The following is a 23,723-nucleotide window of genomic DNA, read 5'->3' as shown; positions in this document are numbered from 1 at the left end:
GGTTCCCAGAATTCCGGGACATACTGATCAATCGGCAGCAGAAATCGTAATGAGCGTATGCTTCTCGTGAGACATAGTAAGGTGCCGGGGTGGCTGATTGGTCGGATATTTCCATGACCTTTCGGTTGAGGAGGACTTGTTTAGTTGAAAAAAATTGTGAAAAAATTTCACCGCGCGGTAATTGGAGTTTCTGAAAATCATCTGCATCCATCCCTCCGCAGGTTCGATCGATTTTGTACATCCGGGAGATTAGGGATTTCTTCAGGGGCCCTTTCAATCGCTCCATGGGTATAGTAGCAAAAAGTGCAATTTGTATCATTAGATTTTTATTAAATTTTTGCTGCCTGTATTTGACGGAAACTTGCATCTTCGAAGACTTTTGAATCGGGAATTGTCGGGAATATCGGGAATGGTCGGGGTTATCGGGAAGGTGGCGCCCTTCTGTCCTGCTGTGGTGTCACCTGATCGTGGGTCACATGAGATTCTTAACCCCGCCTGTGCAGATTCTCAATAAAAAAGGTGCCGCATCAGCGGCACACCTTCCCGCACCCCGCATCCCGCACCCCGAAATTTCGCTAAAGACTCGATTGGGGCATGTCGTGGTGAGGCTAATTCCCGAATACCGAATGTGACTCAAACCATAGTATCTGACAATGTACGCACAAACAATCACTCATCCACCGGATGGACATGCCTTATTTCTTCCATGACGGGATGGATATGGATATGGCCATAGGGTTTGATGGCTTCGGCGAAGTCTTTGACTCCTTCTTCTCCTTTGAAATGGGCATCGATGAAAAATGTATTTTCCTGCACCCGGTAGCAGTGAAGGATATGGAATTCCGTTTCATGGACGAAATGGATGAAATCATCCGCTTTTCCCTGATTGGTATGCATGATGAAAAGGCGGTGGGTAACGTAATCAAAGACGGGACAGTTCAGGTTCACCGTATACCGTTCCACGACTCCCAGTTCCTGGAGCCGTTCCAGACGATTCTTGGCGGCCTGGCTGGTCATGAAGACTTTTTTCCCCAGCTCCGTCATGGAAATGCGGCTGTTCTTTTTCAGTTCGTTGATGATTTTCCGGTCTGTTTCATCCAGCATTTTGGGACTCATGGGGCACCTCCTGTTTTTCTTTATTATAACATTGGATATATGATTAAGGAAACTCAAATCTCTTATGTTTTGAACTTTAAGATTTGGGTGAAAACTACTGCTGATGGTATTTTTAAAAGAAAAAACGTCAATTTATTGTAAAAAGGTCATTGGCATGAGGCTTAAAATGTTATAAAATAGATGTAATGAATTTTGGGGATGAAAAGGTTACCATGCGGGGAAGGGGGGAAAGAATGAGATATTTCTACCCGGCCATTTTTCAGCAGGACGCTGAAAGTGGTGCGTTTGCCGCTGTTTTCCCGGATCTTCCCGGCTGCGAAGCCAGAGGAAAGTCCATGGGGGAGACGGCATTCAAAGCCAGAAATGCCATGGCTGCTTCCCTTCTGGAAATGGAGGATAAGGAAATTCCGATTCCTCATCCTTCCGAAGAAAGAATCCTGCAACGGCGCTATCGGGACAGCAAAGTGTGCGTGGTCCTGGTGGATATGGATTCTTACCGGGAATTCTGTGCTTATAAAGTGAAACATGCAGAAGCCAAATCCGCAGAATGGGCCGAATCTGCCAGAAAGAGCAGACCGGGCCTTCTCGCCAGGGTATTTGGACTGAGATAATATGACCGCAGCGAAAGCTGCGGTTCCTTTTTGCTTTCATGGGGCCAGATGCATTGGAAGGCCGGGGATGATGGGGAATGGCGAATGGCTCACAGCTAACAGCTAACGGCTAACGGCTAACGGCTAACAGCTAACGGCTAACAGCTAACGGCTATTCCCCATTCCTTTTGCTTCCACAATCCTTCATCTCTGAAAACGATTTGCATAGCACGCTGTCTTGACATTTCCCTGTTTCCATTATAAAATAGCATTAATCTCATAGTAGCCATGAAGAGAAGAGTAAGCAGTATGGAATGGCAAAGAGAGCCCCGGCGGGTGAAAAGGGGCACAGGAAAAACTGCCGAAGATGGCCTCTGAGCTGGCACTGCCGAATGATGAAGCAGTCCGGGTTCTCCCGTTACAGAGACAGGGTATCAAGGCGCGTCCGGCGTACCTTATGAGATCCATTCTGGCGACAGATGGATAAAATTGGGTGGTAACACGAGTATCTCGTCCCTTTGGGAACGGGATTTTTTTATTGTCATACATGGGAGGTTTTATCGTGCCAATCAGAATTCCTGACGGAATCGAAGCAATTACGGAACTGAAAAAAGAAGGCATCGTCACCATTGGCGAAAAAAGGGCCAGGACCCAGGATATCCGGCCCCTGAAGGTTTTAATCCTGAATCTCATGCCCATCAAGAAACCGACAGAAGTACAGCTGCTCCGGCTCCTCGGCGATTCGCCGCTCCAGATCAATGTGGATTTCGCCCGCATCGCATCCCGGGAGACGACCCATACGGACCGGTCCTATCTGGAAGAAAATTATCTGACTTTTGATGAAATCAAAGACAGGAAATATGACGGTTTCATCATCACCGGGGCGCCGGTGGAAAAGATGGCCTATGAAGAAGTGGAATACTGGCCGGAAATGCTGAAATATTTCGACTGGGCCGATACCCACGTCTTTTCCACTCTCCATCTCTGCTGGGCTGCCCAGGCAGGACTTTACCGCGGTTATGGCGTGCAGAAACGGATTCTGCCAAAGAAATTCTTCGGTGTGTACCAGTACAATTCCACCATGGCCTATCATCCGCTGCTCCGGGGCTTCGATGACCGGTATTTCATTCCCGTGTCCCGCCATACGTCCATTGACGATGAAGCGGTAGATAACTGCCCGGAGCTGGATGTCCTTTCCCGGTCGTCAAACAAGGGAATCAATATCATTTCCGACAAAGAATCCCGCCGCATTTTTGTCCTGGGCCATTTCGAATATGATCTGGGCACCCTTTCCTGGGAATACAGGCGGGATAAGGACAAGGGCCTTCCCATCCGGCTTCCGGAAAATTACTATCCCTACGACGATCCGCTGGAACGGCCCCGCTTCGTATGGTGCAGCTATGCCCATCTTTTCTATCATAACTGGGTGAATTTCGTTTACCAGGAAACGCCCTATTCCCTGGACAACCTCATGCCCTTCAATGTGCATAATCCACTGCATGAAAGGTAAGACGGCAATATTTCATAGCAGGCAGAAAATTGAAATTTAACAGGTATCAGTCAGCAGTTCTCAGTTTGCAGAATGGACATGCTTTTCCAACAAGTGAAAAGTAAAGTCGTTCTCTGTATGTGAGATCACTGATAACTATGAACTGATAACTATTTCCAAAAGTATTTCATCAAAGGAGTCCATCATGGAAAAACAGCCAAAATCTTTACTCAAATTATTTGCCCTTCTTCTGTTCTTCCTTCTCGGTGTCGGTTCGGCCCTGGGCCTTTCGGGCTGCGGGTCTTCTCCGGCTGCTTCGAAACCGGCCGCTTCTCCGGCTCAGAAGAAAGTCATCCGTGCCGGCATGGATGCGGCCTATCCACCTTTTGGTTTTCAGGATATGGAAAAGAAGGAATATGTAGGATTTGACGTAGATATCATTAAAGCCATCGGCAAAGAAGAAGGTTTTGAAGTGGAAGTCAGAAATGTGAATTTCGATGGCCTTATTCCTGCCCTTCAGTCCGGAGATCTGGATGTGGCCATCAATGATATCACCATTACCGAAGACAGAAAGAAATCGGTGGATTTCTCCAAACGGTACTATATCGCCGGCCTTGGAGTCGTCGTGAAATCAGATAATGATTCCATTCAGAAAAAAGAAGACCTTTCCGGCAAGACCCTGGGCGTAACGATCGGATCTACCGGTGAAGAGGCAGCCCGCAAAATCGAAGGGGCCAATGTCCGCGTTTACAGCACCCTTTCCGATGCTTTCCTCGATTTGAAACAGGGAGCCGTGGACTGCGTGGTCAATGATATCCCCACCAATGAATATTATGTGGCAAAGACAAGCGACAAATCCGTGAAAACCGCACCTGTTGCCCTGACCACCGAAGATCTGGGCATTGCCGTAAAGAAAGGAAATAAAGACCTCCTCGAAAAGATTGATGATGGTCTTGCCAGAATGAAGAAAAACGGCGAATTTGTAAAAATCTACAAGAAATGGTTTGGCAAAGAACCGCCGGCAGAAGTACTGAAATAAAAGGAGACCCCTATGATTGAAAAAATTCTGAAGAAATATCCCTTCATCGTGCTGGATGGCGCATTTTCCACAGAACTGGAACGACAGGGCTTTTCCATCAATGATGAACTCTGGAGCGCCATTGCCCTCTATGAAAAACCGGAACTGGTCAAAGCTGTCCATCTTTCCTACTACGAAGCAGGAGCCGATATCGTGACAAGCGCCAGCTATCAGGCTACCCTTGAGGGCTTTGAAAAGAAAGGTTTTTCCGGAGAAGAAGCAAAAGAACTTCTCCGCCGCAGCGTAGAACTGGTACAGGAAGCCAGAGATGATTATCTTTCCGGAGCAAAAGAAGAAAACCGGCCTGCTCCTTTAGTGGCAGCTTCCGTGGGACCCTACGGGGCCTATCTGGCCGATGGCAGCGAATACCGGGGAGATTATGGAAAAACGAGAGAAGAACTGGCCGCTTTCCATCGGGAACGGCTCCACGTCCTTTCCGAAGCAGGTCCGGACATTTTTGCCTGCGAAACCATTCCCTGCCTCCTCGAAGCCCTGGCAGAAACGGATGTATTGAAAGAAATCAAAGGAGCCAGAGCCTGGATTTCCTTCTCCTGCAAAGACAATCTCCACACCTGCGGGGGAGACCTGATTTCCGACTGTGCAAAAGCATTGGATGGAATTGATGAAGTCAAAGCCATCGGACTCAATTGTACCGCTCCGGAATACGTGGAATCCCTCATTAAAGAAGCCCGGAAAGGGACCGATAAACCCATTGTCATTTACCCGAATTCCGGCGAAACCTACAATGTGGAAAAGAAATCCTGGGAAGGCGCTGCCTCCTCCTATGCGGATTTCGTGAAAATCTGGTACGCTGCAGGCGCCCGCCTCATCGGAGGCTGCTGCAGGACCACACCGAAAGATATCCGGGCGGTGGCGGAATTCAGACGGGAACTTCTGAAATGATAAAAAACCTGTGAAAACAATTCGTTTTCACAGGTTTTTTTAGTTATCAGTTATCAGTTCTTAGTTCTCAGTGAAGGTGGCCCGCATTAAATTGGATAGCGGGCCTTTTTATATCTGGTTCTCAATGAAATATATAAAAGCCGCCTTTCTTATTTTAAGGCGGCCACCACAGCTGCTAACTGCGAACTGATAACTGATAACTTTTTACTCTCTCCTTTTCGGAATGAATTGAATTAAAGTTCTTTCTCATGTCGTCCCAGGGGATGATACAATTGCCAGCCATAATGGATGGCGGCTATCCGGATGGAAAGGACTACGGAAAAGGCAATCCAGGAAGCCAGGGCCGTATCCATCCGGGGACGGAGAATACAGAGAAGAAATCCTCCGATGACGGAAGCAATGGCATAGACATCCATATAAAGGACCACAGGCATCCGGCGGGCCATCATATCCCTTATAATTCCTCCTCCTACCGCCGTAATAACTCCCAGCATGGTGGGAAGGATGTAATGATACTGGGGATAGGTATAAAAAGCCGTAAGGGCTCCGGTCACCGTAAAAGCAGCAAGTCCCAGGGTGTCGGAAATATGGTAGACAATGGCCACCAGGACTTTTCCTTCCTTCGGAAGATGCCAGACGGGATAAATGAAAGAAATCGTGAGAGCCGTAGCAATCGATAAAAGGAGACTCATGGGATGGACGATGGCTGAGGGAGGCGTAATTCCGCAGAGTACATCCCGGATCATTCCTCCGCCTACCCCGGTCATGACGGCTAACACGGTAATTCCAAAAATATCCATCCGCCGGGAAAGACCTACCACGGTTCCGGAAAATGCAAAGGCAATGGTGCCCAGAATTTCAAAAATCATCCAGGTTGTGGACATAGATACCTCAGAAGATCAGATGAATGAGGAAATAGGAAAGCCCGATAAATGCATTGGCCAGAGGGTTGATGACTTTATTCATAAGACCGGTAAAAACGATGACCATCAGCATCAGGAATCCGTAGCGGGCATTGAAATTTTCATATTTCCAGGAAAGCTCGCCGGGAAGGAACATGGAAAGAATCTTCGACCCGTCCAGCGGCGGCACGGGAAGAAGATTGAAAAAGGCAAACCACACATTGTACATCATGATCCAGTCGATAAACTGATAACTCTGGGCCGTGAGCATGCCCAGACGGTTTAAAATGGCGGCCAGAAGCATGGAAAGGAATCCCAGGAAAAGATTCATTCCCGGGCCTGCAAAAGACACTTTCAGCATGTCGGTCCTGTAATTTTTATAGTATCTGGGATCGATCATCACCGGTTTTGCCCAGCCAAAACCGCAGAGTACCAGCATGATGGTCCCCAGCATATCCAGATGAGCCAGGGGATTGATGGTGAGGCGTCCCGCAGCCGATGGTGTGGGATCTCCCAGGGAATCAGAAACCGCGGCATGGGCAAATTCATGGAAAGAAAGGGCGATGAGCAGTGCCGGTACCCGGTAAAGCAGGGTCCCTAAATCAAGAATATCAAACATATCGTTACTCCTTATCAATTTCGTCAGTGGTACATTCATTATATCATTATTGGCGTTCTCCGTCACAGAGGCTTTGCTGCCGGAAGGAAAACTTTGATGAGGAGAGACTTTTGAACCGGGAGTATCGGGGTAATCGGGCGGCGGACAAATGCTTATCTGCGTGGGCGGAAGAGGATGGTATCAGGAATGGGGGAAGGAAGCCATAGAACTGATCCCGGGCAAAGTCATCCACATTCCGGCGGAAGTGAAACACTGGCACGGAGCGGCCAGAGACTCCTGGATGAGCCATCTGGCTTTTGAAGTGGAAGGCGAAGAAACTTCCAATGAATGGCTGGAACCGGTGAGGGACGAGGAATATGACCTGTTGAAGTGATGAGCCGGCAGCAGTCATCTGTCAGATACTGTGGCCTGAGTCCATATCGGTATTCGGGTCTTAGCCCTGCCCGGGCCATGCACCGCCCGGCTCATTTCCGGAATTTCGGGATTCGGGGCCCGGGGAGGTGTGCCGCTTTCGCAGCACGGGTATATGGGGAATGGGCACAAAAATTTCTCACTGCATCGGTGGGATTATATTTCCTGAAATGAAATCAAACCTGCGGGAATGGATGAAAAAGTCTATTTCCCGCAGGTTTATTTTGTGATATACTGCTGTCAGGAAATTAAATGTGCGGGAATTGAAGAAATATGTTATTTTTCGCAGAATAAAGCGGGGGATTTCCATGATCGGACGTAAAAAGGAAATAGAAGAACTTCAGAGGCTCTATGATGATGGCCGGGCGGAACTGGTGGCCATTTATGGCAGGCGCCGCATCGGGAAGACTTTTCTGGTGGACGAAACCTTTGCGGGAAGGATCACTTTTCGCCATGCAGGATTGTCGCCGGTGGGGGAGGAGCCGAAGGGTCTCCTTTCGAAGCAGCTGCAGAATTTCTATCACTCCCTTCTTCTCTCGGGAATGGGGGAAACTGAGAAACCTTCGTCCTGGATGGATGCTTTTTTCCTTCTTGAAAAATATCTGCAGGAAAGAGACGATGACAGTCGGCAGCTGATTTTCCTGGATGAATTGCCCTGGATGGATACGCCTCGTTCAGGATTCATGAGTGCTTTTGAAAGTTTCTGGAACAACTGGGCCTGTCATCGCAAAAACGTGATGGTCATCGTATGCGGGAGCGCCAGTTCCTGGATTCAGGACAAACTGATCAATAATCACGGAGGACTTTATAACCGGGTGACTTATGAAATCAAACTTCTTCCTTTTACCCTTCGGGAGTGCGAAGATTTCTATAAAGAACGGCGGGTCCAATTCTCCCGGTATGATATCGCCCAGAGTTACATGATTCTCGGCGGTGTTCCTTACTATCTGGGCTATATGGACGGACAACTTTCTCTTCCGCAGAATGTGGACCATCTCTTTTTTACGAAAAGTGCAAGGCTGTCCGATGAGTATGACCGTTTATTTTTGTCTCTTTTCACAAGTCCGGACCTGGTGAAGTCCATCATAGAGCTGCTCTATAAAAGAAATTCAGGCTATACAAGGAAGGAAATCGTTGAAAAGCTGGGAATCAGTGATAATGGCAGACTGACGCAGAATTTAAAGGCACTTCTCGCCAGTGATTTCGTGGTCAGGTATGTTCCCTTCGGCGAGGGGAAACGAAATGAACGGTATAAACTGGTGGACCCGTTCTGCCTCTTTTACCTTCACTTTGTGGCAGGGAAAAAGAAGGAATCCCATTACTGGGAAAATCATCAGACGACCCAGCCGGTTGTAGTCTGGCGGGGAATTGCCTTTGAAAATGTATGCCTCCACCATGTAGACCAGATCAAAAAAGCACTGGGCGTAGTTGGTGTAGCCTCAGAGAACTCCGTCTGGACAGGCATGAATGAAGAGGGAGAAGGTATGCAGATCGATCTTGTGATCAATCGAAAGGATAACGTAATTAATTTATGTGAAATGAAATATTATGGCGGAGATTTCACCGTAGACAAGACCTATTATAAAGAACTGCTGAAACGGCAGACTTATTTGTCAGGACAGGTCTCTCCCCGGACATCCGTCAGAAATACCCTTGTCACCACTTTCGGCCTCACAAGAAATGAATACGGAACGGCTTTTTCCAATGTAGTCACTTTGGATGACCTGTTTTGCGAAATATAATCATGGAAATAAACCTGCGGGAATGGATGAAAAAGTCTATTTCCCGCAGGTTTATTTTTCCATGACCGCTGACAGGGCATTTCTACTTCTTAAAGCACATTGCATGAAGCCATGAATCCGAGTAAAATAAAGTGAGACTTTAGATTTCCCGGAGGCGCTTATGTATATCAATCGTCATATGGAAAAAGAAATCCTGAAATGCACGAAGCAGTATCCTGTCATCATGGTCTGCGGCCAAAGACAGGTGGGGAAATCCACCATGCTTTATCATCTCAGGGAACCGTCGCGGACTTATGTGACACTGGATGATATCAATGCCAGGCATCTGGCAGAGTCGGATCCGGCCCTTTTCTTCGAGACCTATGAACCGCCGGTGCTGATTGATGAATTCCAGCGGGTGCCGGGTATCCTTCTTGAAATCAAGAAAATCATAGATCGTAAAGCACTTTCCGGAGAACCCAATGAGGGCATGTTCTGGCTCACAGGTTCCCAGAAATTTTCCATGATGAAACATATTTCCGAATCCCTGGCCGGGAGGGCGGCGGTCTTTGATCTTTCGGGCCTGAGTACGGCAGAAATTACAGGGAAATCACCCTGGCTTTTTGCCCCGTCACTGGCTGCGCTGAAAGAAAGATGGAAAGAGAGCCGGCCGGTTTCCCTGAAAGAGGTGTATGAAAGGATTTTTCAGGGAGGCATGCCGAAGGTCATTGTTTCGGATATCGGGCAGGAACGATATTATGGGGATTATGTGAATACGTACCTGGAGCGGGATGTGCGGGACTATGCCCATATCGGCAAGCTTCATGAATTTACGGAGTTCCTGATTTACATGGCCGCCCATACGGCACAGGAGCTGAAATACTCTGAAATTGCCAAATCCATTGGTATTTCCGCGCCCACGGTGAAGGAATGGGTATCCATTCTGGAAAGTTCAGGCATTATTTATATCCTCCGGCCCTGGTTCAGTAATCTGACCATCCGGCTGGTCAAGACGCCAAAGGTTTATTTCATGGATACCGGGCTGGCTGCCTGGCTCTGCCGCTGGCCTACGGCACAGACTCTGCAGAATGGGGCCATGAATGGCGCTTTTTTTGAGACTTATGTGGTTTCGGAAATCATCAAAAGCTATTATAATGCAGGCCGCCGGCCGGACTTGTATTATTACAGGGATGTGGACCGGAAGGAAATCGATTTGCTTATTGTTCGCGGAAATACCATGTTTCCCATAGAAATCAAACGAAGCAGCACGCCCGCCCATCCGGATAAAAATTTCTCAGTCCTGAAGAAGTTCAATATGGAAATAGAACCGGGCATCATTCTCTGCCTTGCGGACAATCTCATGCCTCTGAACCGCGAAACCTGGCTCTGTCCGGTGAGTGTACTTTGAAGGCGAAAACCGGACTTTTATTTCCCGGAGCCATTTTTCAATAAAAAAGGATGTGCAGCTGCGCATCCTTTTTAGATGGTTATTTGAAAGAAACGACCTGAACGTCTTCTTCTTCAATGATATGGTTCAGGTGATTCAGTTCTTCTTCCGTGGGACGGCGGAAGGATTCGGCATGGTAGGGCATACCCAGCTGACGGTATTTGTCTTCTCCGTAGGGATGGTAGGGGAGGAGTTCCATCATGGGGCGTTTTACGTGATTTTTTACGAACCGGGCGGTTTTCCGCACATTTTCATCATCCCCGTTGACTCCCATAATGAGGGGAATCCGCACCACAAGCCTCGGATGGGACGCTCCGACAGCGGCAATATTTCTTAAAATCCGGTCGTTGGAAACGCCGGTCCAGAATTTGTGCTTTTCTTCGTCCATCTGCTTGATATCCATGAAGACAAGGTCCAGCTTTTCAAAAATGGATTGTACTTCCGGATAATCAAAGAATCCGCAGGTTTCGATGGCCTGGTCCAGTCCCATGTCGTAGACTTCATTCACCAGATTTCCCAGAAATTCCGCCTGCATGGTGCATTCTCCGCCGGAGTAGGTGACGCCGCCGCCGGAATTCTGATAAAAAATCATCTGGCTTTCCAGGACTTTCAGGATTTCCTCCACCGTCATTTCCTGCACGGTGTTTTTCCTGGCTCCTTCCAGGCAGGCTTTCACGCACCGGCCGCAGCCATTGCATTTTGCCCTTTCTTTCGGATCATCCAGATTCCAGCCCACCTGCAGGGGGCAGACTTTTTCACAGCGCCGGCAGTGAATACAGCGCTCGGAAATATACATGATCTGATTTTTATTCGTATATCCTTCCGGATTGGCGCACCACTGACAGCGGAGCGGACAGCCTGCAAAGAATACGATGGTCCGGATGCCGTCTCCGTCATTGACGGAGAAATTCTGGAGCTGAAGGATGTTTCCTTTTTTAGAAGGAGTCATGGACAGCACGGTTGATAATGGAATCCTGCAGGCGTTTGGAAAGGTGTACGAACTGGGTGCTGTAGCCGGCTACACGGACGAGAAGATCCTTGTAATCTTCCGGATGTTTCTGGGCTGCCAGGAGGGTTTCGGTGGACAGGGTATTGAACTGGATATGGAAAGCGCCCATATCGAAGAAGGACTGAACGATGGCAGCCAGGTTGCTTCTGGCCCTCTTTGTTTCCACCAGGCTGTGGGAAAGGCGCATATTCAGCAGGGTGCCGCCGGAATGGATATCCTGGTCCATTTTTGCACAGGATTTCATAGCTGCGAGAGGTGTGGAAGTATCGGTACCGCCGACCGGGGAAACGCCTTCGGAAATCGGTTCGGTTGCTTTTCTGCCGCAGGCAGATGCGCCAAGGACGCGTCCGGTCGGAATGAAATTGGAAATACCCATGAAGGCGGTGGTGAAGGTATTGCCATAGAAATCTTTGTATTTCACGGTTTCATCGTAGTAATGGTTTTCGATGCGTTTGGCGATATCATCCACATAGGAATCATCGTTGCCGTATTTCGGGCAGGCTTCTGCCATTTTACGGAGTTCTTCTTTGCCTTCCCAGTTATTGTCGCAGGCTTCGAAGAGTTCTTCCAGGGTGCAGACTTTGTCTTCAAAGACCAGTTTCTTGATGGCAGCCAGGCTGTTTGCAGATTCTGCCAGACCGATTCCGGTCAGCACCGGTCCGATATTGTATTTGGCGCCGCCGTCCACGATATCTTTGCCGGAAGAGAGGCATTCTTCGGAAAGGGCTGCAAAGTAGGGGCGGGGGATGTATTCTTTCTGGATTTTCTGGGCCAGAATGGAGCATTCTACGGCTACGGCAATGAGATTGTCAAACTGTTTGTAGAAAGCATCTTCCACTTCTTCATAGGATTTGAAATCCCGGCCCATGGGGATGCCGATCTGTTTTCCGGAGAGACGGCTCCTGCCGCAGTTGGTAGCAAATTCGAGGGCTGCGGAGAAGTTTACATTGGCTGTGGAAGTCCATTCGAAAGTTTTGCGGAAATGGGGAACCACGCAGCCGCAGTTATTCCAGTCTCTGGCATCTTCGGTTTCATAGCCCAGGTTCTTCAGCATCTGGTAACCGGTCTTATCACTGTGGATCGCCGGGAATCCGGTACCCTGAGCAACCAGTTCCATGACAGCATCGATAAATGCTTTCGGGCTGTTGTGTCCGATTCGTACGGAAAGGCCGGGCTGATGGGTCTTGACTTCGCTGGTGGCTTTCAGGGCCAAGTAGGAAAGTTCATTGGTAGCATCTTTGCCGCTTCTGTCGCTTCCGCCTACGGTCAGATTCTGGAACTGATTGTAGCCGGCAAAGAAATCAGCGGTATTGGCGGAAATGGTCCATACCCATTCGGAAAGTTTCAGCCAGTAGCATTCGATGAGTTCCAGGATTCCGTCATCATCGTGGAGATGATTTTTAATGTCATACTGATAGTAGGGATACATATACTGGTCGAAACGGCCTGGATTCAGGGAAAGCGGATTTTCCATGATGATGCCGCCCCACTGATAGAACCAGATCATCTGGAGGGCTTCCTGGAAAGTCTTTGGCGGCTCGCCGGGGATTCGGCTGCAGATATCGGCAATCTGGAGGAGTTCTGCTTTGCGGATGCCGTCTTCTTCTACGGAAGCCAGTCTCTTTGCTTCTTCCGCATAGCGCTTTCCGAGGGTAATCATGCCTTCGCCGCAGAGAATGACGGATTCGTAGAAATTCTTCTTTTCCAGTCCGTCGGGAGCGGTCATTTTGACCTGGCTCATTTTTTCTCTGCATTCATCGATAATGCCCTGCCAGCCTTTGGAGAAAAGTCCGTCCTGATAGTCCGGAGTCATTTCGCCCACGGACTGACGCCATTTGGAGTCGGTGTCCACGAAACCGGTATCTACGCCTACTTTGGCAGTTTCAGCAGGAAGCTGGGCCAAAAAGGCTTCTTCTACGGATTTGCCTTTCCAGTAGGGGAAAATATTCTTTCTGACGAAATCACGCTGCTGATCGGTCATTTCGTAGGGGTCCTGTTCACGGGTGGAGAAATTGTCCATTTCCCTGTCCACCCAGGTCCAGGAAAATTCCGGGGTCAGGATGCCGCATTTGCGGAATTCGCCAATGGCACCGACGATGAGTTCCCCTTCAAAAATGTGAACGCCCAGCTGCTCACAGACTGCCTTGAAAGCCTTTGCACGGCGGATGATTGGCGCCTGGCCTTCCGTCTGCTTGTAGGATTCGGTCCAGATACGGGCCCGTTCATAGGAAATAGATGGTTTGTCATTGACATAAGCATCTTTTGCTTTCTGAATTCTTGCTGTAAGCATGTTCATTTCCTCCTGATTGCTAAGAATTGAGTGTACGCTATAAAGCACAACCATTTTTTAAAAATATATCACCATAACGCACAGGTGTCAACGATTTATATGCTATAGCGTACAAAAAAACAGAAATAACATGTGCTATGGCGTACGGATAGAATTGACAGCCCGAATTTCCCTGATGTAAAATGAAAATGTGTTAAAAACGGGAGTGATTTCTCATGGGAAAAAACAGAACTGACGAAGAAAGCCCGGTGCAGGGTATCGGGAAAACCCTGAAAGCCGTAAGAAATGAAAGGGATTTCAGCCTGGACCAGGTCTCTGAAATAACCGGGGTGAGCAAGACCATGCTGGGACAGATCGAAAGAGGCGAATCGGTGCCTTCTATTTCCACCCTCTGGAAAGTGGCCAAAGGTCTGCAGCTCTCTCTCTCCACCCTTCTGAACAATCCGGAACCGGAATATAAAGCCGTGGACATATTGAAAGATATCCAGCCCGTGTACGATGAAGAAGACCGCATGGTGCTGTACAATATTTTCCCCTTCGATCCTCTTTCGGGCTTTGAATATTTCTATATACTATTGCAGCCCGGCACAGTCCATGCGTCCGAACCTCATCGGAATGCGGCCCAGGAATATGTGGTCGTCACCAGCGGAACCCTAACCCTGAAGCTGGAAGATCAGGAATTTATCCTGAAAGCGCCGGCCAAAATCAATTTCCATGCCAATATCCATCATACCTATAAAAATGAAACCGGGGAACCCGTCGTTTTCCAGGACATTATGAAATATTGAGGAGGCAATCAAATGGACTTCAAAGACGTGGTGAAAGACCGTTTCGCCTGCAAGAAATTCGGCAGCCGGAAAGTGGAGAGAAAAGCACTGGAAGAAATCCTTGAAGCCGGGAGGCTCGCCCCGACGGCCAAAAATCTGCAGGAGCAGAAAATTTACGTGCTGGAATCGCAAGAGTCCCTTGCAAAATTCGACAAAGCCACCCCCTGCCGCTATGGCGCACAAACGGTGCTCATCGTGGCCTATGATAAAAATAACGTCTTCACCTATCCCGGCGGAAAACGGGATTCCGGCATCGAAGATGCTTCCATCGTGGCCACCCATATGCTCCTGGCTGCCCAAAATGCAGATGTGGACAGCTGCTGGATCAATTTCTTTGATCCCGACAAACTGAAAGAATCCCTCGGTCTTCCGGAAAATGAGGAAATCCTCATGGCCCTGGACCTGGGCTATGGGGCGGAAGGAGCAAAACCGCTGCCGAACCACAGCCATCGGAAAGACCTTTCCGAAACGGTGCAGTATCTGTGAGTTTTCGTAAAACAGCCAATCTTATATATAAGTATAAGTAAATTAAAAGCGGATGGATATTCCGGATTCCTGGAAACGGGAATGCAGGAAGTTCTCCGTAAAAATGGCCCTCATCATTGAATGACGGGCCATTTTTGTCATGGAATTTCTTTAAAACATATAAAAAAGCCGCCCTTTTCAGGCGGCGGCTATAACGGACAACGATTTCCATATCCTTTTGCGGCGGGTCCTGTTTCTTAAAAAAGCAGTTCCGTGAAAAGGACCGCTCCGGAGCAGACGGCGGCGGAGAGGAAAAGATTGGAAGAAATCCAGGCGGTCAGTCCTCCCAGAACGAGGGCTCCCATACCGGCCAGGGGACGGGAAGAAACGGTAAAAATGGAAGGAACCGTCATGACTGCCAGGGTCGCATAGGGAAGGTAGTAAAAAAGGGAACGGATGAAAGGATTTTCGATGGGTTTATGGATGAGGGTGAGGGGAAGCACCCGGAGAAGATAGCTCACGAGGGCGGCTGCAAAAATGCATTCCCAGATGCGAAGGGATTCCATATTAACCTCCCTGGGGCAGGACTTTTCCGGGAGCACTGGAAAGGATGGGTTTCTCTGCTTTTTCTTTTTTCACTTTCACCGGTTTCAGGATGGCGGCAGAAGAAGAAATCAGAAGGGTGAGGAGAATGACCCTGACCGGCTCGGAAAGGGAAGAAAGGAAAGGGATTTCCGAAGAAAATCCGCTTAAAATAAATCCGCTCAAAACGGTAAGAAAGACAGCCCTGTCTTTCTTTGCCGCCGGAAGGATGATGGCCAGGAACATGCCGAAAATCGATGCGCCAAGGGCAGTCACAAGGTAAGGCGGAAGGGCATTTCCTGCCGTCACTCCGGCCGAAGTTCCAAGGGCCCAGCAGGAAAGGGAAGACAGGTAGGCGCCGTAAAGATAGGACGGTTCCACATAGCCTTTTTTGGCAATGGCCAGGCCGAAAAGTTCGTCTGTAATGCCCCAGGAAAGAAGGAGCCGGTGAAAGAGGCCGGTATCCGGGGCCAGTTTCTGGCTCAGGGCGCAGCTCATGAGGAAATAGCGGGCATTCGTAATAAGCACCAGAAGAGCCAGGGAAAGGAGGGACGAAAGAGTAGAGATGGCAGAAACCACTGCATATTCTCCGGCGGACGCATTATTGAGGAAACTCAGGAAAAATCCCTGGATGGCATTCATTCCCACACCCCGGGAGGCGATTCCCAGAGAAAAAGCGACGGCAAAATATCCTCCTGCCAGGGAAGCACCGTCCCGTACGCCCCGGATGAATTCGCTGTCTGACATGGATTCTTTCATGATCTTCTCCCGTATAAAGAAATCTGTTTCAAATCTGGAGCTATTGTAGTACAATTTGATTGATAGGTAAAATGGATGTTTCTGATAGAAATATCGGATTTTCCGATAGTCATGGAGGACTTATGATTTCCAGATACGGAATCATCTGCGAAGTGGTGAGATTGGGAAGCTTTTCGAAAGCGGCGGAAAAATTCGGCTATGCCCAGAGCAGTGTGAGCGGGGCAGTAAAATCGCTGGAAGAAGAACTGGGCGTCTCCCTCATTGACCGCAAAAGGCACGGCATTTCCTGGACGGCAGACGGGGAAATCTATGCCCCCTATTTCGCAAGGATTTACATGGATGAAGAGGCCCTTTCCCGGAAAGCGCGGGAAATGGAGGGACTGGAAGGCCTTACCATCCGCATCGGCACTTTTACCAGTGTAAGCCGGGATATCCTGCCGCCGCTCATGCAGAAATTCAGGGAACTCTATCCCCGCGTTTCCTTTGAACTCCATCAGGGCGGGTACACGGAAATCAGGACCTGGCTCGAAGGCGGCCAGATAGACCTGGGCTTTCTGGCAGGCCATATGACGGAGGGCCTTCCCTATGATTTTCTTTATGAAGACCGGATGCTGGCCGTATTTCCTTCAGACCATCCGAAAGTGAAGGAAAAAGAAGAAATTTCCCTTTCCGATTTTGCGGGAGAACCTTTCATCCTCATTGACGAAGGGGCGGAAAGCAGCGTACTGAAATTTTTTGCCGGTCACGGAATGGAAATCCCCGTGGCTTACAAAGTGTCCGACGATTATTCCATTATTTCCATGGTAAAAAACCATCTGGGAGTCTCCATCCTTTTCGATAACGTGGTTTACGGCTATGAAACGGAAGTGGCCGTGCGGCCATTGAAGGAACCCATCCGCCGCAGGGTCTGTCTGGCCTACCGGGATGAGACCACCCTGCCCTATGCGGCTTCCCGGTTCCGGAGCTTCATCCGGAAGGAAATCGGAAAGGCCGAAGGAAATCCCATTGCAGAAAAGCCGGTCCATCGTATAATAAATGCAGATGATCCGGATCTATGATTGAAAGGAGCAAACCATGAATACTTTGATCTGCTATGACCGCTGCGGGACCTGTAAAAAGGCGAAGAAATGGATGGATGAAAACGGCATTTCCTATACCATCCGTCCCATTAAGGAGGAAAATCCGACAGTAGAAGAGCTGGAAAAATGGATCCCCGAAAGCGGAAAGGAACCGAAGAAATTCTTCAATACCAGCGGCAAAATCTACAGGGAGCAGAAGCTTTCCGCAAAGCTCAAGACCATGAGCGAAAAGGAAATGATCGACCTCCTTGCCACCGACGGCATGCTGGTGAAACGGCCCATTCTACTTTCGGATGGAAAAGTCCTGGTAGGCTTTAAACAGGAAGAATGGGAAGAAGCCCTTTTGAAAAAATAAGTGCATGCAAAAAAGAAGGGGCTGTACAATAATTACACAAACCTGAATTGCCGGAATTTATAAAGTGATCAGTTCTCAGTTCTTAGTGATCAGTGAAGGAGGCCCGCATCAAATGGGATAGCGGGCCATTTTTATACACAGTTTTCATCAGAAATGGTTAAATTTTTATATAAAAAGGCCGCCTCTCCAATCTAAAGGCGGCCACCACAACTGCGAACTGATAACTGATAACTGATAACTTTTTCCCTTAAAGTTTTTAAAATAATGATTTCTATTTTTGTACACCCTCTTCTTTTGGCCCTGGGGATGGTGTATTTCATTCTGAACCACAAATTGGGTTTTTACTAACGGCTGACAACTAAAGGCTGAAAACGGTTATTTCATCAGCACCATAATACTCATGGTCAGATTGACTACGGCAACGATAGGTCGCAGGACTCTGTTTACTTTATTTCTGTCCAGTTTGCTCATGAGCCAGGGGCCCAGAAAAGCTCCGATTAAGGTGCCGGAGAGGAGGTATTTCACCAGCTCCCAGTCCACTCTTCCTACGGATAAATGCATGAGAAATCCGACAATGCTCATGACGCAGATGACAAAAACCGAAGTTCCGACTGCTGCCAGGGGAGTGCAGCCTAAGATGAAAAGTCCAGCCGTAATGGGTCCGCCGCCGGAAAGGCCGACGAGTCCGCATAGAAGGCCTCCAATGATGCCAAAGCCTCCTGCTTTCAGTTTATCCTTTTTCGTGAGGTCTGATTCATTATGGACTTCGTGCTTCGGGGGACGGATGCAGGTCCAGGCCATCTGCAGAGCAAGCACCAGAAGGATGATGCCGGTCATTTTGTTGTAAATCCAGAGGGGCAGAAGAGTGGAAAAGAAAGAACCCACAATGGCTCCCGGAATGCAGCCGGCAAGGAGGTAGAGGGCCAGATGGCGGTGCACATTTCCTGCCCGGTAATGGGAAAAAGCACCCATCATGGCTGTCGGAATGACAGTAGCCAGAGATGTGGAAGCAGCAATATCGGGAGGAATATCACAAAGTCCGGTGAGGACGCCTACATAGACGGCGCCGCCTCCCCCGCCCAGGGAAATGATGAAAAGTCCGGCCAGAAGACCGATGATGGTGAGAATGTAAAAGGGCATAGGAACTCCAGATTTAAAAAGTAGTTAGTGATTAGCCGTTAGCAGTTAGTGGAGAAGAGCCGGCTAAAAATTTCTAACAACTAACAACTAACGGCTGCTGGCTAACGGCTAATTCCTTTTTTCACATATTGTATCAGTTCCAGTACGCCCCGGCTCGCTTCTTTCCTGCATAGGAGTCCCACGCCTCCGGCGGGGATGTCGGAGGGGACGGCTTTGAGGTAGCCGGAAAAATTATGGGCCCAGACGGAGTGAATGATGGTGAGATCATCGGAGAAAAGGCTCTGCATGCGGCTTTTCATGTCATAGGCTTTATCGAGGAGCACCACTTTGGCTTCTCCGGGCAGCATGGTTTCGAAGGGAAATGCCATGGAGGCGTATTTCCCGGCCAGAATGGTTTTCCCGCAGAGGTCCTCTTTGTGAATGATTTCTTTGGCGGAAAGGGGATTGTCGGAGGCCATGAGGAAGGTAAAGGTATCTTCGAGAAGAGGCACATAGGAAAGTCCTTCCAGGGCGCAGGGCTTCGGCTGGGCCACCGTGGTGATGTCTGCTTTTCCTTCGCGGATATCATCGAAATGGGAGTCCGAGGGGACGTAGGGGAATTCCAGAAGGCTGTAAGGATGGTCCGCCTGAAAAGCGCGGTAAGGTTTCAATATGAAGGCAGGGAGACCTTCATCCCCTCTTGCATAGCGGATGTGGTATTCTTCCTTCTTCAGGAGTTCCCGGCCGTAAGAGCGGGCTTCCCTGTATTTCGCAAGGATTTCCCTGGCCGTTTCATAGAGACGGGCCCCTCCGGAAGTGAGCTTTACTCCATGACTGGTCCGGAAGAAGAGGGGAAATTCCACTTCTTTTTCCAGCAGGTTCACCTGCTGCATGAGGGCGGAGGGAGTAATGAAAAGGAGTGCGGCGGCTTTTGTGAAAGAGCCGCATTCTGCTGCTTTGATGAACGCTTCGAGCTGACGGTCGGTCATTTTGGTCTCCTTAGACGGGTGGAGTCAATTCTCCGGATTACCTTTGGCGAAAGGAATTGGGGATTGGGAATCAGGAATTAGGGGCGGTGGCGCGCGACAGTAGAAGGCGTGCCTTTTTGATTATGGAAATAGTGAAATATCCCTGACCTGTCAGCTGATAACCGATAACAACTGATGTAAGAAAAGGGTTTGGGAATATTAACTATTAGCCATTACCCATTAGCAATAAGCAGGTTTCTATTTTTAATTATAGGCAGTTCGCTATTCATTCTCAACCGGCATGAAGTAAAACCTTCATGCCAATATTTATATTGACTATTCTCAATGAAATAAAAAATCGGTATAGTTAAGTCACTGGAGGCGATAGAATGAACAAAGTGATTCATACGGCACATTACGATCTGGTCACATTTTTTACGGATGCAAAGAGCTTCTACGTGACTGCCACCCTGGTGGTGAAGGATAATAAGGCTCTTCTGGTGAATTCATTTTTCACAAGGTCTTCTGCTGAAGAAGTCATTTCCTTCCTGAAGGCCGGGGGCCTGACGCTGGAAAAAATCTTCATCCAGCACGGGGATCCGGACTATTATTTCGGCCTGGAAAGGATCCGCGAAGCGTTCCCGAGGGCTTATGCCTGTGCCACAAAAGAAACGGCGGAGCATATCATGAATACCCTCTGCGGAAAAGTCACTTTCTGGCATCCCGTGCTGAAAGAGGAAGGACCCATCAATCCTGTCATTCCGGCAGTGCTTGAGGGAGAAAGTTTTGATTTCGAAGGATTTACCTTCAAAGTGGTGGGAAGCGATCTCACCCGCACCTCTCTTTATGAAGAAACAGAAATGGTCCTTCTTGGCGGCATTGACGTTTTCAATGAAATCCATGTATTCCTGGCCGATACGGCGTCCGAAGAAGACAGAAAGGCCTGGATTTCAAGAGTGAAAGAACTGGAAGATCTGGAACCTGCCATCGTCATTCCTTCTCACGGAGTTTCCGAAGGCTCCTTCGATGTGAAAGCTTTGGCTCACACGGCAGCATATCTGGAAAAGTCCATCTCTTTTGAGAAGGAAACAAAGACAGGCAAAGAGCTGGCGGACAAACTCCTCGAAGCGTATCCGGGAGCAAAGAACAGCGAAGTCGTATCTCTGGGCGCAGGAGTAGTGAAGAAGGAAATACAGTGGGGTTGATTATTTGAGTCATTTGTCAGATACCATGGTTTGAGACTACTTCGGTATTCGGGTCTTAGCCCCATTACGGCGCGCCCCGGTGGAGAAAACTTCGAGAATTCGGGGTGCGGGGTGCGGGGCTCGGGAAGGTGGCGGCGCTGATGCGCCGCAAATTTATATGGGGACTGTGCACAGGCGGGGCGTTACCTTTTGGTCTCAAAGTCAATTCGCACTATGTGAGAAACTGCTAACTGCCGACTCACTTATATTTCCAACACAGCTAATCATTATATGTATATATTATAGGAGGCAAAAAATGACATTTTTTGATCGCGTAAAGGGAAAGAAACTGACTGTCCGTTATGAATCGGGTTTTGCATTTACCATCGTGTATCCGGAGGAAGGTCTCCTTTCCTGGAAGGCTCTGGGAGAATCGATTGCGGTGACCCAGGAGGAGGAACGATATGAAGTCCTGGAAATCCGGGACGGCCTGTACTTTGTGAACTGGGTGGAAGGCCCGGGGACTGTGCTTTCTCAGCTCCTTGATTTCGAAAGCGGCAAAGTGTCCGCCTTCATGACTTGGAATGATGAGAATGCCTTCGGCAAGCGGGAAAAAATTCTCCACAAAGGCACTTTTACCGTAGAGGAGGCTTAATATGACAAAACGGATGCCCGTCATTTTCTCCGGCCACGGGTCACCCATGATCGCGCTGGAACACAATGACATCACCGAAGGAATGAAAAAAATTGGCGAAAAGGTCATTTCCGGATACGGAAAACCGAAAGCCATCCTCGCCGTTTCGGCCCACTGGTATACGAAGGGGAGCTGGATCCAGACGGCCCCCGAGCCGAAGCAGGTCTACGATATGTACGGTTTCCCGAAGGAACTGTACGAAGTGAAATATCCGGTGAAAGGATACCTCCCTCTTTCCGAAAGGGTCATGGAAATTCTGGGACGAACCGTAAAGGAAGATAATTCCTGGGGCATTGACCATGGCACCTGGACCGTTCTCACCCACATGTTTCCAAAAGCCGATATCCCGGTGGTCCAGCTCTCCGTGGACGGTCAGGCAAAGCCTTCGGAAAATTTTGAAATCGGAAAGAAACTCTCGGCTCTCCGGGACGAAGGATACCTCGTTTTCGGAAGCGGAAATGTAGTCCATAACCTGAGAAGAGTGGAATGGGACAATGAAGGTGGGACTCCCATGACCTATGCTTTCAATGATTACGTAAAGAAAGCAGTGGCCAAAGGAAATACAAAGGCCCTGATCGATTATGAAAAAGGACCTTCTGCTGATTATGCGGTACCGACTCTGGACCATTACCTTCCTATTCTCTATACACTGGGAGCTGCTGAAGGGAACAAGGCGGAAGTTTTCAACGATGTCTGCAACCTGGGCTCCATGGCGATGACAGGGTTTATCTGGAGTCACTAGTCAGATACTGCTGCCTCAGTCAATATCGGTATTCGGGAATTAGCCTCATCACGTCACGCCCCACTCGTGTCATTTCCGAGATTTCGGGGCTCGGGGTGCGGGGCTCGGGAAGGTGCGGCGCTGATGCGCCGCCCCTTTTTGGATGGGGAATGTACGCAGGCGGGAAATGTTCGATATGCTTAATCATATAATACGGGAATATTAAATTTTCCCTTTTCAAAAGTTTCCCAATCTGCTATATTGATAACGGATATCAAATAAAATAATTTCTGAAAGGAGATTTGTATGAAAAAATTATTGATTGCTGCTCTGGCAGCTGCCTCTTTTGTCATGATTCCTGCCTTGGGGAGCGAGGCCCATGCCTTCCCGCCGATCCGGGACAATGGAATGATTTCCAGGCTTCAGAAGGAAAGACAGGATGAAGCGAACAAGGAACTGGTTGTGAATTTCTGGAATGAAGTTTTCAATAAGCACAATGCAGCAATCATCGATACGGCGGTAGGGGATGTGTACACCCAGCACAGCCCGGGCTTTGCAGATGGAAAGGAAGCTTTCAGGACTGCCATTACCGGTTTTCTTAAGGAATTCCCGGAAAGCACGGCGGAAATCAAAAGGGTGGCGGCCGATGGGGACCTGGTTTTCATTCACAACCATATCAAATTGAATGAAGCAGACCGTGGTCAGTCTGCCGTCGATATTTTCCGAGTGGAAAACGGGAAAATCGTGGAACACTGGGACATTATCCAGGATGTTCCAGAAAAAGCGGAAAATAACAATACCATGTTCTGATGAAAAGCCGCGGTCCTGAGTCCCGGACGGTGCAAAGTTTCACGGACATCAACGAACCCGGTTTCTGCGAATTGATAGCCATAATAAAAAAGCCGTCTGTCACGATGTGTGACAGACGGCTTTTTTTATGAAAGTTATCGGAATCTGACTGGCTGTATAAATTTCGAGTGCGGCTTTCTGATAGGTATCGCACCACTGAGTCCCGTTTCCCGAGGTCCGATCGATGCAAAATTTCGGAGACGGCTGATTTTTCAAAGTCTCGAAGAACCCGGTCTCCGGGAACTGATCACTGCAAACTGATAACTGAACGCAAAAAAGCCGCCCACTACGAATAGTGGACGGCTTTTGGGGTACAAAAATTCCCCCATTTGAGAATATGTTCTCGTTGTCCGGATTTCCGATCTTACCTGTCAATCGGCTGCAGAAATTCCTACGTCTGGATGTGTCATCTCGTGACTAAGTACGTTGCGGGGGGCGCGGGTCCGAAGAATCTTTTTTCTCGTTTGTTGGGAGTTTATTCTTTTGTAAAAATAATTGGAAACTCGATTTTTTCCTCGAGGATTTGAAAGCTTTCTGAGCACGTGG

Annotated in this window: 25 protein-coding genes and 1 other annotated feature; of the genes, 15 read left to right on the top strand and 10 right to left on the bottom strand. The window is 48.7% G+C overall.

What is annotated here, in order from left to right; all coding sequences use genetic code 11:
- Both VZT47_RS05240 and VZT47_RS05235 read right to left on the bottom strand, forming a co-directional pair.
- Positions 1-211 (bottom strand): hypothetical protein (locus VZT47_RS05240; RefSeq protein ID WP_330223922.1); only part of this gene is annotated, 211 nt, incomplete at its 3' end.
- Between the two features lie 458 nt (positions 212-669).
- Positions 670-1,116, bottom strand: a complete 447-nt coding sequence (locus tag VZT47_RS05235) for an Lrp/AsnC family transcriptional regulator (protein ID WP_330223921.1) — start codon at positions 1,114-1,116, stop codon at positions 670-672.
- A 233-nt stretch (positions 1,117-1,349) separates the two neighbouring features.
- Between VZT47_RS05235 and VZT47_RS05230 the strand changes: the two genes are divergently transcribed.
- The 4 genes from VZT47_RS05230 (at position 1,350) to mmuM (ending at position 5,176) form a co-directional block, all read left to right on the top strand.
- Complete coding sequence (locus VZT47_RS05230; protein ID WP_330223920.1) at positions 1,350-1,727, top strand: type II toxin-antitoxin system HicB family antitoxin; 378 nt, start codon at positions 1,350-1,352, stop codon at positions 1,725-1,727.
- A 258-nt stretch (positions 1,728-1,985) separates the two neighbouring features.
- Positions 1,986-2,227, top strand: a binding site (T-box leader).
- Between the two features lie 41 nt (positions 2,228-2,268).
- A complete protein-coding gene (locus tag VZT47_RS05225) occupies positions 2,269-3,216 on the top strand; it encodes a homoserine O-succinyltransferase (RefSeq protein ID WP_330223919.1) in 948 nt (315 codons plus the stop codon).
- Positions 3,217-3,400: 184 nt separating this feature from the next.
- On the top strand, positions 3,401-4,234 hold the full coding sequence (locus VZT47_RS05220) for a basic amino acid ABC transporter substrate-binding protein (protein WP_330223918.1): 834 nt from the start codon (positions 3,401-3,403) through the stop codon (positions 4,232-4,234).
- Positions 4,235-4,246: 12 nt separating this feature from the next.
- Positions 4,247-5,176, top strand: coding sequence for a homocysteine S-methyltransferase (mmuM, locus tag VZT47_RS05215; protein ID WP_330223917.1), 930 nt, complete (start codon positions 4,247-4,249; stop codon positions 5,174-5,176).
- 233 nt (positions 5,177-5,409) lie between these two features.
- Here mmuM and VZT47_RS05210 read toward each other — a convergent pair whose 3' ends face one another.
- Both VZT47_RS05210 and VZT47_RS05205 read right to left on the bottom strand, forming a co-directional pair.
- Positions 5,410-6,060: a trimeric intracellular cation channel family protein gene (locus VZT47_RS05210; protein WP_330223916.1), complete on the bottom strand. Its 651-nt coding sequence runs from the start codon at positions 6,058-6,060 to the stop codon at positions 5,410-5,412.
- Positions 6,061-6,067: 7 nt separating this feature from the next.
- Complete coding sequence (locus VZT47_RS05205) at positions 6,068-6,697, bottom strand: site-2 protease family protein (RefSeq protein WP_330223915.1); 630 nt, start codon at positions 6,695-6,697, stop codon at positions 6,068-6,070.
- A 148-nt stretch (positions 6,698-6,845) separates the two neighbouring features.
- Between VZT47_RS05205 and VZT47_RS05200 the strand changes: the two genes are divergently transcribed.
- From VZT47_RS05200 to VZT47_RS05190, 3 genes are all read left to right on the top strand, one after another.
- Entirely contained in the window at positions 6,846-7,070 is a 225-nt protein-coding gene (locus tag VZT47_RS05200; protein ID WP_330223914.1) for a cupin domain-containing protein, read from the top strand.
- Positions 7,071-7,416: 346 nt separating this feature from the next.
- Complete coding sequence (locus VZT47_RS05195; protein WP_330223913.1) at positions 7,417-8,850, top strand: AAA family ATPase; 1,434 nt, start codon at positions 7,417-7,419, stop codon at positions 8,848-8,850.
- Positions 8,851-9,010: 160 nt separating this feature from the next.
- A complete protein-coding gene (locus VZT47_RS05190) occupies positions 9,011-10,237 on the top strand; it encodes an ATP-binding protein (RefSeq protein ID WP_330223912.1) in 1,227 nt (408 codons plus the stop codon).
- 79 nt (positions 10,238-10,316) lie between these two features.
- Here VZT47_RS05190 and VZT47_RS05185 read toward each other — a convergent pair whose 3' ends face one another.
- Together VZT47_RS05185 and VZT47_RS05180 are read right to left on the bottom strand one after the other, a co-directional pair.
- Positions 10,317-11,225, bottom strand: a complete 909-nt coding sequence (locus VZT47_RS05185) for a glycyl-radical enzyme activating protein (RefSeq protein WP_330223911.1) — start codon at positions 11,223-11,225, stop codon at positions 10,317-10,319.
- On the bottom strand, positions 11,212-13,575 hold the full coding sequence (locus tag VZT47_RS05180; protein WP_330223910.1) for a glycyl radical protein: 2,364 nt from the start codon (positions 13,573-13,575) through the stop codon (positions 11,212-11,214). The genes VZT47_RS05185 and VZT47_RS05180 overlap by 14 nt, the downstream gene beginning before the upstream one ends.
- A 215-nt stretch (positions 13,576-13,790) precedes the next feature.
- On the opposite strand from VZT47_RS05180, the gene VZT47_RS05175 reads away from it, so the two are divergent.
- Positions 13,791-14,363, top strand: coding sequence for a helix-turn-helix domain-containing protein (locus tag VZT47_RS05175; protein ID WP_330223909.1), 573 nt, complete (start codon positions 13,791-13,793; stop codon positions 14,361-14,363).
- 12 nt (positions 14,364-14,375) lie between these two features.
- Positions 14,376-14,888: a nitroreductase family protein gene (locus VZT47_RS05170; protein WP_330223908.1), complete on the top strand. Its 513-nt coding sequence runs from the start codon at positions 14,376-14,378 to the stop codon at positions 14,886-14,888.
- 236 nt (positions 14,889-15,124) lie between these two features.
- Here VZT47_RS05170 and VZT47_RS05165 read toward each other — a convergent pair whose 3' ends face one another.
- Both VZT47_RS05165 and VZT47_RS05160 read right to left on the bottom strand, forming a co-directional pair.
- Positions 15,125-15,433 carry an AzlD domain-containing protein gene (locus VZT47_RS05165; protein ID WP_330223907.1) on the bottom strand — a complete coding sequence of 103 codons (309 nt, stop codon included), beginning with the start codon at positions 15,431-15,433 and terminating at the stop codon, positions 15,125-15,127.
- Between the two features lies 1 nt (position 15,434).
- Entirely contained in the window at positions 15,435-16,208 is a 774-nt protein-coding gene (locus VZT47_RS05160) for an AzlC family ABC transporter permease (protein WP_330223906.1), read from the bottom strand.
- Between the two features lie 122 nt (positions 16,209-16,330).
- Here VZT47_RS05160 and VZT47_RS05155 point away from each other — a divergent pair, with 122 nt between their 5' ends.
- Positions 16,331-17,266 carry a LysR family transcriptional regulator gene (locus VZT47_RS05155; RefSeq protein ID WP_330223905.1) on the top strand — a complete coding sequence of 312 codons (936 nt, stop codon included), beginning with the start codon at positions 16,331-16,333 and terminating at the stop codon, positions 17,264-17,266.
- 16 nt (positions 17,267-17,282) lie between these two features.
- Positions 17,283-17,642, top strand: coding sequence for an arsenate reductase family protein (locus VZT47_RS05150; protein ID WP_330223904.1), 360 nt, complete (start codon positions 17,283-17,285; stop codon positions 17,640-17,642).
- Between the two features lie 375 nt (positions 17,643-18,017).
- Here the strand turns inward: VZT47_RS05150 and VZT47_RS05145 are convergent, their stop codons facing one another.
- Complete coding sequence (locus VZT47_RS05145; RefSeq protein ID WP_330223903.1) at positions 18,018-18,782, bottom strand: sulfite exporter TauE/SafE family protein; 765 nt, start codon at positions 18,780-18,782, stop codon at positions 18,018-18,020.
- Positions 18,783-18,883: 101 nt separating this feature from the next.
- Entirely contained in the window at positions 18,884-19,750 is an 867-nt protein-coding gene (locus tag VZT47_RS05140) for a LysR family transcriptional regulator (RefSeq protein ID WP_330223902.1), read from the bottom strand.
- A 368-nt stretch (positions 19,751-20,118) separates the two neighbouring features.
- Here VZT47_RS05140 and VZT47_RS05135 point away from each other — a divergent pair, with 368 nt between their 5' ends.
- The 4 genes from VZT47_RS05135 (at position 20,119) to VZT47_RS05120 (ending at position 23,138) form a co-directional block, all read left to right on the top strand.
- On the top strand, positions 20,119-20,934 hold the full coding sequence (locus tag VZT47_RS05135; RefSeq protein WP_330223901.1) for an MBL fold metallo-hydrolase: 816 nt from the start codon (positions 20,119-20,121) through the stop codon (positions 20,932-20,934).
- Positions 20,935-21,229: 295 nt separating this feature from the next.
- Complete coding sequence (locus tag VZT47_RS05130) at positions 21,230-21,568, top strand: MoaF-related domain-containing protein (protein ID WP_330223900.1); 339 nt, start codon at positions 21,230-21,232, stop codon at positions 21,566-21,568.
- Between the two features lies 1 nt (position 21,569).
- Positions 21,570-22,349 carry a 4,5-DOPA dioxygenase extradiol gene (ygiD, locus tag VZT47_RS05125; protein ID WP_330223899.1) on the top strand — a complete coding sequence of 260 codons (780 nt, stop codon included), beginning with the start codon at positions 21,570-21,572 and terminating at the stop codon, positions 22,347-22,349.
- Positions 22,350-22,634: 285 nt separating this feature from the next.
- Positions 22,635-23,138, top strand: a complete 504-nt coding sequence (locus tag VZT47_RS05120) for a nuclear transport factor 2 family protein (protein ID WP_330223898.1) — start codon at positions 22,635-22,637, stop codon at positions 23,136-23,138.
- Positions 23,139-23,723: the final 585 nt, after the last annotated feature.

It is taken from the genome of Dialister sp. (assembly GCF_036343215.1).
Taxonomy (GTDB): Bacteria; Bacillota; Negativicutes; order Veillonellales; family Dialisteraceae; genus Dialister.
The sequence above is the reverse complement of the archived record's forward strand: the minus strand, read 5'-3'. Positions and strand labels throughout refer to the sequence as shown.